The sequence below is a fragment of the Pseudomonas sp. BNK-30 genome, from assembly GCF_047456185.1.
Classification (GTDB): Bacteria; Pseudomonadota; Gammaproteobacteria; order Pseudomonadales; family Pseudomonadaceae; genus Aquipseudomonas; species Aquipseudomonas putida_E.
In genome coordinates, this window is record NZ_CP179904.1 from 3,506,305 (window position 1) to 3,520,584 (window position 14,280).

The following is a 14,280-nucleotide window of genomic DNA, read 5'->3' on the forward strand; positions in this document are numbered from 1 at the left end:
GGAGCCGCTGATGGCTGTCACCGAACTGCAGCTGCAAGACCGCCTGACCCGCCTGACCCTGGCGCCCGAGCTGGGCGCCAGCCTGATCAACTGGGAAGTGAAGACGACTGGGCAGGCGCTGCTGCGCCATACCGATCAGGCAGCACTGGCCAGCGGTACACCGCGCCAGCTGGGGTGCTACCCGTTGGCGCCCTGGTCCAACCGTATTGCCGAGGGTGGTTTTGCAAGGCCCGAGGGTTGGCTGGCCCTGGCGCCCAACACCACACACGACCCGTATCCGATCCATGGCACCGCCTGGCAGCAGGCCTGGCAGGTGGCTCATCACAGTGAGCGAAATGCAAGGCTGACGCTCCAGAGCAGCGTGCCGTTCGCCTACCGGGCGGTACTGGATGTGCATTTGCATGAAGGCCGCCTGAGGCTTGACCTGCAGGTAACGCATCTGGATGAGCCCGCTACCTGGTATGGACTGGGGTTGCATCCTTACTTCCCGCGCTACCCTGACACCCGCCTGCAGGCAGCAGCGCAGCACGTGTGGCTGGCCGAAGAGGGGCGGTTGCCGTCGTACACGGCAGCGGTGCCTCAAGACTGGCGCTTCGATGCGCCGGCCAGCCTGCCGGGCACCGTGGTCGACCACGCGTTCGGCGGGTGGGCCGGGGACTGCGTGATCGAGCAACCCGGGGCCGGTTATCGACTGGTATGCAGCGCCAGCGGTGCCGAGCATTTCTTGCTGTTCTGCCCCCAGGACAAGCCGTTCTTCTGCTTTGAACCGGTCAGCCATCCAATCAATGCCCATCACCTGCCGGGGCAACCGGGTTTGCGCTTGTTGCGCCAGGGTGAAGAAATGAGCCTGGGGTTCAGCCTGGAGTACCAGGCGATCCAGACGGTTGTCAGCGAGCGACCGCAACCGGGCGAACCGAAGGCAGGATGACTTCAGTCCAGCCCTTGGGCCCGCAGCTCATGCGCCAGCAGGTCGACGAACATGCGCACCTTGGCCGAACCATGCTTGCTTTCGCGGTGCAGCACATGGATCGGCCATGGGGCTTCCTCATAGTCGGCCAGTAGCACCTGTAACTGCCCGCTGGCGATCTCGTCCACCACCTGATAGGACAGCAACCGAGCAATCCCCAGCCCGCCCACCGCCGCTGCGATCGCACCGTCGTTGCTGGTCACGGTGAGCCTGGGCTTGATGCGCACCAGGGTCGGTTCGTCCGTCACGCCGAAGCGCCAACCGGCACGCGGCGAGAGGTTGGTGGTGGCGATCACCGCATGCGCCGGCAAGTCCGAGGGGTGCTGCGGCACACCGTGGCGCGCCAGGTATTCAGGCGAGGCGCAGAGCATGCGCCTGACCCTGCCTACGCGCAGGGCCTTGAGGCCGGAGTCGGGCAGCGGACCGATACGCACCGCAACGTCCATGCCCTCCTCGACCATGTTGACGATGCGGTCGAGGAAGTAGGCGGATACGTCCACCTCGGGGTACCGCTGCAGATAACGCACGATGCTCGGCATGACGAATTTCTTGCCGAACAGGATGGGCGCGGTGACGGCCAGTTCGCCTTTGGGCGTGGCGTTGATGCCGGCGGCGGCCTCGTTGGCCTCAGAGATGCTGGCGAGGATGTGGCGGGTGTCCTCCAGATAGCGGCCACCCGCCTGGGTCAGGCGCACGCTGCGCGTGGTACGTAGCAGCAGTTTGACGCCGAGCATGTCCTCAAGCGCGCTGACCGCGCGGGTTACTGCAGCGGGCGAGATGTCCAGACGGCGGGCGGCAGCAGCGAAGCTTTCCAGCTCGCCTACCGCGACGAACACCTTCATCAGGTGGATCTGGTCCATGCCGGCTCCTGAGTATCGTGGGTAGAGATTATCTGCTATCTGCAGGCAGCATCAAATATCCAGTACCAGCGCCTGCCCGCCCTCCTGCGCTTTGCCCGGCACCGCGCAGCAGATCAGCACTGTCCCCGCTTCCGGCATCTGGGCAGGCGGGTTCGGGTAATGCACCTGCCCGCTCACCACCTTGGTCTTGCAGGTGCCGCACGAACCGCCCCGGCAGCTGAAGTCCGGCGACAACCCACGGGCTTCGGCAAGTTCGAGCAAGGTACCACCGCCCGGTGCCCAGCGCGCCTCCTTGGCCGAGCTGGCAAAGTACACAGGCACTGGCTCGCTGGCAGCCGGTGGCTGCTGCAGCGTCGGCTGGTTGTCATCGGTATGACGCCTGAGCGTCGACGGGCCGAAGGCTTCTGCATGAATGCGCTTGTCCGGCACGTGTATGGCGCGTAACCCTTCATACAGGTCCTGGGTAAAGCTGGCCGGCCCACACAGGTAGAAGTCATAGTCATCCAGCGCCAGCTTCGCTTTCACCTGCTCGATCGCCAGGCGCCCGGCATGTTCATAGTCGCGTCCTGGTACTGCGTCGTCCTCCGGCTGGCTAAGGGAGCGATGCACACTCAACAGGCCACCTGCCTGCTCGGACAACGCGGCCAGCTCCTGCTGAAATGGCAAGTCAGCGAGGCGGCGGGCGCCGTGGAACAGGTGAATTCGCCGCGTCTGCTGCCGGGCCAGCTGCTCGCGCAACATGGCGATCAGCGGGGTAATACCTACGCCTGCACCAATCAGCACGATGGGCCTTGTACTGTCGCCGTCCAGGGTAAAACTGCCCATGGGCAGCCGCACGTCGAGCAGGTCGCCCACGCCGACCTGTTCGTGCAAATACCGCGAAGCCGCACCCTGGGCCTTGACGCTGATGCGCAGGTGGCCGTCCGATGGCGCGCAGGACAGGCTGTAGGTGCGAATCAACGGCGTGTCGCCACCCAGCGGGAGCCGCACAGGAATGTGCTGGCCTGGAGCAAAGGTTACCGGCACATCGGCCGCCAGGTAGAACGAGCGGATGTCCTGGCTCTCCTGCACCACCCGCTCAACACGCCAGGCCAGCCATTGGCGCTGCCGCTCGCGCTGCTGCCGGCGCTGCTCGACCTCGGCCCAGGTCCCGGTCATCAGGCTGGTCGGTGCGTATTCCTCAAAGGCCCAGCGTAGCGACACGCCAGCCCGGCGCAGCACGATGTGTTCGACCTGAAGCGTCCATAGCCGCTCGGCGCCGGCGAAGTCTTTGATCAGCGGGCTGTCGAGCAAAATCTCGGTGCGCCCCGACACTTGCAGCACGTTGCCGTTGCTGAAATCGACGAACAACAACCCTGCCTGCGGATTTTCCAACAGGTTGCCGAGGGTATTGAAGTGCAAGTTGCCGGCATAGTCGGGGATGGTCAGGCGGTTGCCGTCGACCTTGACGAACCCGGCCCGGCCGCCGCGGTGCGAGACATCCACAGCGCGATGGCCGTCTTGGTGGTCAATGTAGCTGGCGACAAAGAAGGTGTCTGCCTGCTCGATCATCGTCACTGCGTGGGTATCCAGTACGCTGGAGTCCAGCCTGCCCTGCGGCGGCTCATCGACACGCGTGTAAGCGCGCAACTGGATGTACTGGGGACAATTGCCGAAGGCATGCTCCACCGTCACCGCCAGCGGGCCACCACCCCCTTGCTGGATAAGCCCGTTGATGCGGTTGCGCCGGCGGCTGTGCAACTCGATGCCGAGCAAGCCGACAGCACCACCTGCGCCCAGGCCTGGCGTTGCCGGGTCGTCGCTGGCGAGATGGGTGTCGATCAACAATTGCCGTGGGTCGGGCGAGTTGACGAAGCCTTCAGGGCCTTCAAGCAACGTCGCCCAGGGTTTACCGTGGGCGTCTACGGCGCCAGCGACCAGGAAAGGCAGTTGCCGGTAAAACTCGCGGTGCTGGTCGGGCATGTAGTCACGAATGACCTTCTGCCCGAACGCCTCCATGCGCTGCGCCACACCGGCCTGCTCCTGCAGCCGTTTTTCGCCAACGTGCCAGGGCGAGGGTCGAGGGTCAGGGGTTTGTTGCATGGCGGCGTTCCTCGGTTGGGTTGCGGCTCAGACGTTGGCTTGCAGGCCCACGGCGGTACGTGGCATGGCAACGAAACCGGGCAGCGCTTCGATGCGTGCCAGCCAGGCGCGTACGTTGGGGTACGGCTCCAGCGAGACGTTGCCCTCAGGGGCGTGGGCGATGTAGGAGTAGTTGGCCACATCAGCGATGGTCGGCTGGTCGCCCACCAGGAATGGCGACTCGGCCAGTTCGCGGTCCATCACCTTGAGCAAGGCGTGGGCGCGACCGATGACTTCGTCGGTATTGAATGAGGCGCCAAACACGGTAACCAGACGGGCAGCGGCCGGGCCGAAGGCGAGCGGCCCTGCGGCGGTGGACAACCAGCGTTGCACACGGGCGGCGGTGACCGGGTCTTGGGGCAGCCAATGGCCGGCTTTGTCGTACGTGCTGGCCAGGTAGACGAGGATGGCGTTGGAGTCGGCAATGACAGTACCGTTGTCATCGATCACCGGCACCTGGCCGAGGGGGTTGAGGGCGAGGAATTCCGGCTGCTTGTGCGCGCCCTTGGCCAGGTCCACGAACACCAGTTCGGTGGGCAGGTCCAGCAGCGACAACATCAGCTCGATGCGATGGGCATGGCCGGACTTGGGGAAGTTGTAGAGTTTGATCATGGTCTGTGCTCCAGGGTCGGCACCGGCGTGGTGCTGGTGGAGCACATGCTGCGCTGAATCGCTGAGTTGCAGAATCAGTGCTGGGGGAAGATCATAATTTCGCGATGCGAAATAATCGCTGGGTACCCAAGGCCCGTGGGCGGGGCAGACCCAAAAGGGCCCCGCCCCATCGGGTCAGTGGCGCTGCTGCTTCTGATACCGATACAAGCCCTTCGCCGCTGCGACCACATGTGGCACGCAGGCCTGCAGCTCATCGAAACTCATGGTATCGAGCAGCTCGAAGTTATCCTCCAGCCCGTGCAGCGAAATAGCCTTGAGCAATTGATCCTGCTCGGGCGGAAGGTCGCCCCATTGTGCAATCTGGGTAGCGCGCATGTAGCCAAAGCACCACTCTTCCATGATGATCGCCGGCCCTTCCTCGCTTTCACTTTCTTCGAACACCGGCTCGAAGCCGTCAACGTTCTGCTCAAGCTGTTCCGCCACCTGGTGGGCATAGCGCAGCATCAGTGCCGTATAGGCTTCTTCATGGGCAGGCTTCTTGAACTTCGGCACCTTGCCACCGGCGACCGCAGGCAACCACTGCTCAGGGTTGACCCGCGACGGCGAGCTGGCCAGGCCGGTGAAAAAGCCGTTGAGCTCGGCAAGGTTGAGTACCGAATAGTCGTTGCCGTAGGTGATCAGCAGGTCTTCCAGGCGGTGGAGTTCTTTTTCGCTGAGGGGGGGAGCATGGTTGCACATCCTGAAAAGCAAAAGTGTGTGCACCCTATCACAGCGACGGATCAAGGGCTGCCCACAGCCACAGAGCTGCGGGCAGTTACCCTATTGGGGTAGCCAGGTGCACAGCGACGACTGTTGCCCCGTGCCGAGTAGCAGCCACAACAATATTCGACACTTGCGCGGGCAGAGTTGTCCGGCCATGTGTACGCCTTTGGACTGCAAGTCGATCTCGGCACCCGCAAAACCATAGGTGGCCCGAGCGGTGGTACCACTTCCGGTGCGGGTAGCGACAATCACCGGCAGGTTCGCCGCCAGCTCACCCAACACATCGGACCAGGCGCTGGAAACGTGCCCGGCACCAAACCCGGATATGACCAGCCCCTCGAAGCCAAAGGCCGCAACAGCCTGCAGCAAGGTTGTGTCTGCATCCAGGCAAGCTTCCAGCAGCGCAACCCGATGCCCGACGCGTTCGGGGAGCGGTAGCACCCTGCGCGGGCAAGGCGGTTGACGATAAACCGCCAAGCCTTCTACGAGTTCACCAACGGGGCCACTGCCAGGCGACTCGAACGCGTCCATCGACAGGCTGGCAGTCTTGCGTACCCGTGTTGCGCAGTGGATCTGGTCGTTGATCACTACCAGCGCACCTCTTCCCCTGCTAGCGTGAGCCAGAGCTACCTGCGTCGCCGCCAGCAGATTGGCCGGCCCATCGCTCCCCGGCTGGCTGGGCGGGCGCATTGCACCGGTGAGCACCAACGGTGCGTCGAAAGGCCAGAGCAGGTTGAAAAAGTACGCCGTCTCCTCCAGCGTATCGGTCCCCTGAGTGAGTATCACTGCCTGCGAGCCACCTTCGATTTCAGCGCGAGCCCAAGCCAGCACATCCAGAAGCATCACGAAACTCAGTGAGGCACTAGGGACCAGACACAGCGTGGCCACTTCAAGGTGCGCCATCTCGCGCAATTGGGGTAAAGAGGCCAATTGCCTCTCACAGTCGAGACTTGGCGTCACCCCCCGCCCTGATGCATCAGCCTGCATGCTGGCTGTTCCTCCCAGGCTGGCAATCGACAAGCGAGGCAAATTTTCAACTTCCGTCATACGCCAACTCCCGTAACAAGCCCGACCAGCGGCACGATACCTAATGTACTGATGGCCATGGATAGAACGTTACCGATATAGCCATGCATATGGCTCGGTAACCGTTGGCTGATGGCCACAGCCAACGGCGGTGCGATCAGCGCGCCCAATACTGCGCTGAGCATGACCACCTGCCAGCTACCGCCATGGGTCAGCACCGCGGCAGGAACAACCGACACAATGGGAATGTAGGTGGGATACCAGCCACGCGCTTGCCACTGGCGACGCCAGATCACTACACCAACCAGTGAAGACAACCCCTGCCCGGCCACCAGCTGAACAACCAGTTGCGAGCCATAGGCGGGTGCAGCGGGCGCTAGCATGTAGGCGGCCAGCACACCCAGCAAGAGCCCCAGACTGGCCAGTTCATTTCCGAAAAATGGCCCTTCGCTGAAATCGGCCAGAACTCGCCTGAGTGACCAGACCACGCCATAGTCCGGGTTTGGCGCAACAGCCTGCAACGTCTCGGGCCTGCGGCCGCGCTCGACCAGCGATGGAAAGCGCCTGCACAGCATGAAAGCCATCACGCTTGCTACAGCCATCCCGCTGACATTGCCGATCACGGCAGGCAACTGCAGGGGGTAGCACAGGTAATTGACCAGCAACAGGCTGGCTGGTGCTACCAGCAGTGCGCCCAACACCGCACCGGTAATCGTCACCTGCCAGCCGCCACCAAACAGCAGAACCATGGCAGCAGGCAGCGAGACGAAGGCGACGAATGTGGGTTGCCAGGCGCCACTGGCCAAGGTCCAGCCCCACAAGGCATGACTGAGCAGCAAGCCAAGCAGCGAGCTGATGAAAACCCAGGGCCACAAGCCACTGCCATAACAGATGGCGAAGCCCTGGCAACGGTAGCCACGGATATAGGCCCAATGCGCCAGGCAAGCGCCGAGCAGCAAGCCGAGGGCGGGTAGTTCATGCTTGTAAAAAGTGACTTCGCTGATGTCTGCGATTATCCAGCGCAGGCGGCTCAGTGGCTGATCCAGTTTCGCAGTCCACTGTGCATAATCCGGCCATTGACCAAGCACCAGGCTGGCAGCCAGCAATACTGTCAGGCTGGCCAGCATCAATGCTGGGATCAATTGCTGAGGCGAAATGAGTTTAACCTTCATTTCCGTCTCCTCAGCGAGGCATCGGTGCATGCATGCGATAGCCGAGCGTGGCGTCGTAAAGATCTGTACGCCGGTCTCGCGGCAAGTCGTTGAGGCTGTTCCAGATTGGCGCCGAACGGGCTGCGCTGAGATCGACATCGGCATAGAGGATGGTTTCGTGATCTGCGCTGGCCGTTTCACCGATGGGTCATCCGTTGGTCCCGGCGATCAGCGAACAACCCAGAAAACGGCCTCCCCGCTCGCTACCGATTCGGTTGGCGGCGGCGATATAGACATTGTTGACGTGTGCTGCCGTCATGGTGAGGTATGAAGCCATGCAACGTCCGGCAGCATCGAACAGCGGTGGTGGCGTCCATACCCAGTTGTTCAGGCTGCACAGGATGTCGGCACCTTGCGCCGCCATCAGGCGTGGGACCTCGGGAAACCAGATATCCCAACAGATCAACAAACCTATACGCCCGATGGGCGTTTCGAAGACTGGGAAGCCCAGGTCGCCGGGGGTGAACCACAGCTTTTCCTGATTCCACAGGTGGGCCTTGCGGTAATGCCCAAGCATCCCCTCAGGCCCGAACAGCACTGCACTGTCATAGAGTTTCAGACCATCGCGTTCCGCGAAGCCTGCGGCCAGATAAACCTGTTGTTCCTGCGCAAAGTCCGCCCACGCCTGGAGGCTGGGCCCGTCCTGTAACGTCTGGGCATGAGCATAGGCTTCGGCACGCGACTGAAAGGTATAACCGGTGTTTGCCAGTTCAGGCAGCACAATCAGGTTGGCACCTTCGCGAGCAGCTCGCCGGGCCAGGGCCAACCCGTGTTTCAGGTTGCCATCGCGATTGTCTAGCCCAACCTGAGGGTCGTACTGAATGACGGCGATTTTTACCGGGCTTATGGGGAGGCATAGTTCGGACATGGCGGCTTCCTTTTTTGGTTGTTGTGGAAGAGCGCCAGTAAAACGGGGTCAGGCTGGGGAGCGACAGTCAGCGCACTCCCACAGACCTGTGGGAAAAGCGAAGACCTCCGGTAAGACTTATCTACCTGATAGCCACGAATTCCATTACCTACAGCATCTGATAATGCGGGTAGTGATCAAAGGTGAAATCGATCATCCAAACAAAAGGTCTGGTGGTTTCGGGAAGCGCAGCCCAAGGTTGCGAGGTTGAAGGAGGCTCAATGGCCAGTTTGGCGGGGTGGTTGTATGACGATCCAATCGTCATGTTCTCGTGTTCTCCATGGGGCTTGAGAACCAGAGTGGTGAATCGTGAGATCTGAGCGGTGGTGAATATATGCGCGCCAACGAGCGCAGGCCCTGCTCTGTAGAGCCTGATCGCCGACAAACCGCCCCACTTGCCAATCACTGGCCAAAGAGACCAGTGATATTCCCGTGGGAACAGCTTGCCGGCGATCGGGCCTTAAGGCTTACACCGCCAGCGCGCGCTCACGCAGCTCGCTGTTGAGGATGCGGTCGTTCTCGCTGTAGTCGACCGGGCAGTCGATCACGTGCACGCCCGGGGTCTTGATGCAGTGCTCGAGCAGCGGCAGCAAACCTTCGGCGCTTTCCACGCGGTGGCCATTGGCACCGTAGGCTTCGGCGTACTTGACGAAGTCCGGGTTGCCGTAGTCCAGGCCGAAATCGGTGAAGCCCATGTTGGCCTGCTTCCAGCGGATCATGCCGTAGCCATCGTCACGCAGGATCACCACGGTAACGTGCATGCCCAGACGGACTGCGGTTTCCAGCTCCTGGCTGTTCATCATGAAACCACCATCGCCACACACCGAGATCACCGGGCGGTCCGGGTACACCAGGTGCGCTGCCATTGCCGACGGCAGGCCGGCGCCCATGGTCGCCAGGGCGTTATCGAGCAGTACGGTGTTGGGCTTGTGGGCCTTGTAGTTGCGCGCGAACCAGATCTTGTAGATGCCGTTGTCCAGGGCGACGATACCTTCGGACGGCAGTACACGACGGATGTCGGCAACCAGGCGCTGAGGGTAGACCGGGAAGCGGTCATCGTCGCCGCCTTCGGCGATCTGGGCTTCGTTGGCTTCACGAATCGCCATGAGGCGGGTGAAGTCCCAGTGCGAGGTGTCGCCCAGGCCTTCAGCGATCTGCCAGACGGCGTTGGCGATGTCGCCGATCACTTCAACCTGCGGGAAGTACACGGCGTCGACTTCGGCGGAACGGAAGTTGATATGGATGACTTCGGTGCCGCCACGGACCATGAAGAACGGCGGCTTCTCGATCACATCGTGGCCGATGTTGACGATCAGGTCCGCCGCTTCGATCGCACGGTGCACGAAATCACCGGACGACAGCGCAGCATTACCCAGGAAGCGCGGGCTGCGCTCGTCAACCACACCCTTGCCCAGCTGGGTGGTGACGAACGGGATACCGGTCTTATCGACCAGTTGCTTGAGGACCTTGGCGGTCATCTTGCGGTTGGCGCCGGCACCGATCACCAGGATAGGGCTGCGGGCGGTGCGCAGTTTCTCGATGGCAGCTTCGATAGCCACGTGCTCGGCCAGCGGACGGCGGTGCAGGCTGCGCGGGATCGGCATGGCATCGGTCTGCTCGGCGGCGATGTCTTCCGGCAGCTCCAGGTGCACGGCGCCCGGTTTTTCTTCTTCGGCCAGGCGGAACGCTTCACGCATGCGCGAAGGGATGTTGTCGGCCGAGGCGAACTGGTGGGTGTACTTGGTGATGGGGTCCATCATGCCGCACACATCGATGATCTGGAAGCGGCCCTGCTTGGACTTCTTGATCGGCTTCTGGCCGGTAATCATCATCATCGGCATGCCGCCCAGGTAGGCGTACGCACTGGCGGTTACCAGGTTGGTCGCGCCAGGGCCCAGGGTCGACAGGCTGACGCCGGTCTTGCCGGTCAGGCGGCCATAGGTGGCTGCCATGAAGCCCGCAGACTGCTCGTGGCGGGTCAGTACCAGCTTGATCTTCGACTTGCGCAGGGATTCCAGCAGGTCGAGGTTTTCCTCACCAGGAATGCCGAACACATACTCGACACCTTCGTTTTCCAGGCATTGCACAACGACATCGGCGGCCTTGGCCATCTTGCTTGTAACCTCAGTTGTATAGGACGGTGAAGGTCCAGAAATGCGCAGCACGGCACGCTGGCATCGCTATGTTCGGGCGCGAGGATGCCCCGAACCTAAGCCTTGACGCAGCTTGGGCAGGGCAAAGTCACGTAAACGAACAGGAATAATTGTCGCACCCTTCGGCGCGTTTGCGCAGGTGCGAGAGGGACAAAACATCTTTGCCTGGAGAAAGGTGTGCGAATATCGGAAAGACAAAACCCCCACCTGCTTGCGCAGATAGGGGTTTTGCGAAATGAATCTTGACGATGACCTACTCTCACATGGGGAAACCCCACACTACCATCGGCGATGCATCGTTTCACTACTGAGTTCGGGATGGGATCAGGTGGTTCCAATGCTCTATGGTCGTCAAGAAATTCTGTAGCCAGAATGTCCAGATGGACAGCCCAGCGAATTCGGATATGCGATAGTTGTGATGTTGCGAACTTTCGGTTCTTTCGTCTTCACCACCACAATCTGCAGAAGCAAATTGCTTGGGTGTTATATGGTCAAGCCTCACGGGCAATTAGTATTGGTTAGCTCAACGCCTCACAGCGCTTACACACCCAACCTATCAACGTCGTAGTCTTCGACGGCCCTTTAGGGGATTCAAGATCCCAGTGAGATCTCATCTTGAGGCAAGTTTCCCGCTTAGATGCTTTCAGCGGTTATCTCTTCCGAACATAGCTACCCGGCAATGCCACTGGCGTGACAACCGGAACACCAGAGGTTCGTCCACTCCGGTCCTCTCGTACTAGGAGCAGCCCCTCTCAAATCTCAAACGTCCACGGCAGATAGGGACCGAACTGTCTCACGACGTTCTAAACCCAGCTCGCGTACCACTTTAAATGGCGAACAGCCATACCCTTGGGACCGGCTTCAGCCCCAGGATGTGATGAGCCGACATCGAGGTGCCAAACACCGCCGTCGATATGAACTCTTGGGCGGTATCAGCCTGTTATCCCCGGAGTACCTTTTATCCGTTGAGCGATGGCCCTTCCATACAGAACCACCGGATCACTAAGACCTACTTTCGTACCTGCTCGACGTGTTTGTCTCGCAGTCAAGCGCGCTTTTGCCTTTATACTCTACGACCGATTTCCGACCGGTCTGAGCGCACCTTCGTACTCCTCCGTTACTCTTTGGGAGGAGACCGCCCCAGTCAAACTACCCACCATACACTGTCCTCGATCCGGATAACGGACCTGAGTTAGAACCTCAAAGTTGCCAGGGTGGTATTTCAAGGATGGCTCCATGAGAACTGGCGTCCCCACTTCAAAGCCTCCCACCTATCCTACACAAGCAAATTCAAAGTCCAGTGCAAAGCTATAGTAAAGGTTCACGGGGTCTTTCCGTCTAGCCGCGGATACACTGCATCTTCACAGCGATTTCAATTTCACTGAGTCTCGGGTGGAGACAGCGCCGCCATCGTTACGCCATTCGTGCAGGTCGGAACTTACCCGACAAGGAATTTCGCTACCTTAGGACCGTTATAGTTACGGCCGCCGTTTACCGGGGCTTCGATCAAGAGCTTCGCTTGCGCTAACCCCATCAATTAACCTTCCGGCACCGGGCAGGCGTCACACCCTATACGTCCACTTTCGTGTTTGCAGAGTGCTGTGTTTTTAATAAACAGTCGCAGCGGCCTGGTATCTTCGACCGGCATGAGCTTACGGAGCAAGTCCTTCACCCTCACCGGCGCACCTTCTCCCGAAGTTACGGTGCCATTTTGCCTAGTTCCTTCACCCGAGTTCTCTCAAGCGCCTTGGTATTCTCTACCTAACCACCTGTGTCGGTTTGGGGTACGGTTCCCAGTTATCTGAAGCTTAGGAGCTTTTCTTGGAAGCATGGCATCAACCACTTCGTCGCCTAAAGGCAACTCGTCATCAGCTCTCGGCTTTGAGATCCCGGATTTGCCTAAGATCTCAGCCTACCACCTTAAACTTGGACAACCAACGCCAAGCTGGCCTAGCCTTCTCCGTCCCTCCATCGCAATAACTGGAAGTACAGGAATATTAACCTGTTTTCCATCGACTACGCTTTTCAGCCTCGCCTTAGGGACCGACTAACCCTGCGTCGATTAACGTTGCGCAGGAAACCTTGGTCTTTCGGCGTGCGAGTTTTTCACTCGCATTGTCGTTACTCATGTCAGCATTCGCACTTCTGATACCTCCAGCAAGCTTCTCAACTCACCTTCACAGGCTTACAGAACGCTCCTCTACCGCATCACCAAAGGTGATACCCGTAGCTTCGGTGCATGGTTTGAGCCCCGTTACATCTTCCGCGCAGGCCGACTCGACTAGTGAGCTATTACGCTTTCTTTAAAGGGTGGCTGCTTCTAAGCCAACCTCCTAGCTGTCTAAGCCTTCCCACATCGTTTCCCACTTAACCATGACTTTGGGACCTTAGCTGACGGTCTGGGTTGTTTCCCTTTTCACGACGGACGTTAGCACCCGCCGTGTGTCTCCCATGCTCGGCACTTGTAGGTATTCGGAGTTTGCATCGGTTTGGTAAGTCGGGATGACCCCCTAGCCGAAACAGTGCTCTACCCCCTACAGTGATACATGAGGCGCTACCTAAATAGCTTTCGAGGAGAACCAGCTATCTCCGAGCTTGATTAGCCTTTCACTCCGATCCACAGGTCATCCGCTAACTTTTCAACGGTAGTCGGTTCGGTCCTCCAGTCAGTGTTACCTAACCTTCAACCTGCCCATGGATAGATCGCCCGGTTTCGGGTCTATACCCAGCGACTAAACGCCCTATTAAGACTCGCTTTCGCTACGCCTCCCCTATTCGGTTAAGCTCGCCACTGAATATAAGTCGCTGACCCATTATACAAAAGGTACGCAGTCACCTAACAAAGTAGGCTCCCACTGCTTGTACGCATACGGTTTCAGGATCTATTTCACTCCCCTCTCCGGGGTTCTTTTCGCCTTTCCCTCACGGTACTGGTTCACTATCGGTTAGTCAGTAGTATTTAGCCTTGGAGGATGGTCCCCCCATGTTCAGACAAAGTTTCTCGTGCTCCGTCCTACTCGATTTCATTGATAAGAGATTTTCGTGTACGGGGCTATCACCCACTATGGCCGCACTTTCCAGAGCGTTCCACTAATCTCAAATCAACTTAAGGGCTGGTCCCCGTTCGCTCGCCACTACTAAGGGAATCTCGGTTGATTTCTTTTCCTCAGGGTACTTAGATGTTTCAGTTCCCCTGGTTCGCCTCTTGCACCTATGTATTCAGTACAAGATACTCAGCTTATGCTGAGTGGGTTCCCCCATTCAGAGATCTCTGGATCACAGTCTGTTTGCCGACTCCCCAAAGCTTATCGCAGGCTACCACGTCTTTCATCGCCTCTGACTGCCAAGGCATCCACCGTATGCGCTTCTTCACTTGACCATATAACCCCAAGCAATCTGGTTATACTGTGAAGACGACATTCGCCGAAAATTCGCATGTTGCTCTTTCGAGCAGAACTCACAAATTTTACCTTAGCCTGATCCACCAGCAGTGAAACTGGTGTTCAGTCTATTTCTATCACATATCCGAATTTTTAAAGAACGATCTGACAAAAGTCAGAAATCAACATTCAAGCCAAATGTTCATTCCTGAGTTCTGATCAGGAACAGCGCTGGACCTATATTTAGGTCCTGATCGCCTTTTACAAAGAATCAAGCAATT

The 14,280-nt window shown here is 59.3% G+C and carries 8 protein-coding genes, 2 rRNA genes and 1 pseudogene; 1 reads left to right on the forward strand and 10 read right to left on the reverse strand.

All coding sequences use genetic code 11. The annotated features are described in order from the left end of the window. The first annotated feature begins 10 nt into the window (after positions 1–10). The gene (locus tag ACMGGN_RS16305) at positions 11–928 is read left to right on the forward strand and encodes an aldose 1-epimerase (RefSeq protein ID WP_174142610.1); all 918 of its coding nucleotides are present in this window, start codon (positions 11–13) and stop codon (positions 926–928) included. A gap of 2 nt (positions 929–930) precedes the next feature. Here the strand turns inward: ACMGGN_RS16305 and ACMGGN_RS16310 are convergent, their stop codons facing one another. From ACMGGN_RS16310 to ACMGGN_RS16355, 10 genes and pseudogenes are all read right to left on the reverse strand, one after another. Continuing rightward, positions 931–1,827 carry a LysR family transcriptional regulator gene (locus tag ACMGGN_RS16310; RefSeq protein WP_046787481.1) on the reverse strand — a complete coding sequence of 299 codons (897 nt, stop codon included), beginning with the start codon at positions 1,825–1,827 and terminating at the stop codon, positions 931–933. 51 nt (positions 1,828–1,878) lie between these two features. Continuing rightward, positions 1,879–3,909, reverse strand: coding sequence for a pyridoxamine 5'-phosphate oxidase family protein (locus tag ACMGGN_RS16315; protein WP_414156126.1), 2,031 nt, complete (start codon positions 3,907–3,909; stop codon positions 1,879–1,881). Positions 3,910–3,936: 27 nt separating this feature from the next. Further along, positions 3,937–4,560, reverse strand: coding sequence for a glutathione S-transferase family protein (locus ACMGGN_RS16320; RefSeq protein ID WP_174142612.1), 624 nt, complete (start codon positions 4,558–4,560; stop codon positions 3,937–3,939). A 174-nt stretch (positions 4,561–4,734) separates the two neighbouring features. Then, the gene (locus tag ACMGGN_RS16325) at positions 4,735–5,298 is read right to left on the reverse strand and encodes a UPF0149 family protein (protein WP_414156127.1); all 564 of its coding nucleotides are present in this window, start codon (positions 5,296–5,298) and stop codon (positions 4,735–4,737) included. Between the two features lie 81 nt (positions 5,299–5,379). After that, on the reverse strand, positions 5,380–6,369 hold the full coding sequence (locus ACMGGN_RS16330) for an asparaginase (RefSeq protein WP_414156128.1): 990 nt from the start codon (positions 6,367–6,369) through the stop codon (positions 5,380–5,382). Beyond that, a complete protein-coding gene (locus ACMGGN_RS16335) occupies positions 6,366–7,520 on the reverse strand; it encodes a hypothetical protein (RefSeq protein ID WP_115273013.1) in 1,155 nt (384 codons plus the stop codon). Before ACMGGN_RS16335 ends, ACMGGN_RS16330 begins: the two co-directional genes overlap by 4 nt. A 10-nt stretch (positions 7,521–7,530) precedes the next feature. Then, positions 7,531–8,427, reverse strand: a pseudogene (locus ACMGGN_RS16340) (nitrilase family protein). Between the two features lie 506 nt (positions 8,428–8,933). Beyond that, the gene (locus ACMGGN_RS16345; RefSeq protein ID WP_039604766.1) at positions 8,934–10,577 is read right to left on the reverse strand and encodes an acetolactate synthase large subunit; all 1,644 of its coding nucleotides are present in this window, start codon (positions 10,575–10,577) and stop codon (positions 8,934–8,936) included. A 282-nt stretch (positions 10,578–10,859) separates the two neighbouring features. Further along, a 5S ribosomal RNA gene (gene rrf / locus ACMGGN_RS16350) occupies positions 10,860–10,975 on the reverse strand. A 131-nt stretch (positions 10,976–11,106) separates the two neighbouring features. After that, positions 11,107–13,998, reverse strand: a 23S ribosomal RNA gene (locus tag ACMGGN_RS16355). Between the last annotated feature and the right edge of the window lie 282 nt (positions 13,999–14,280).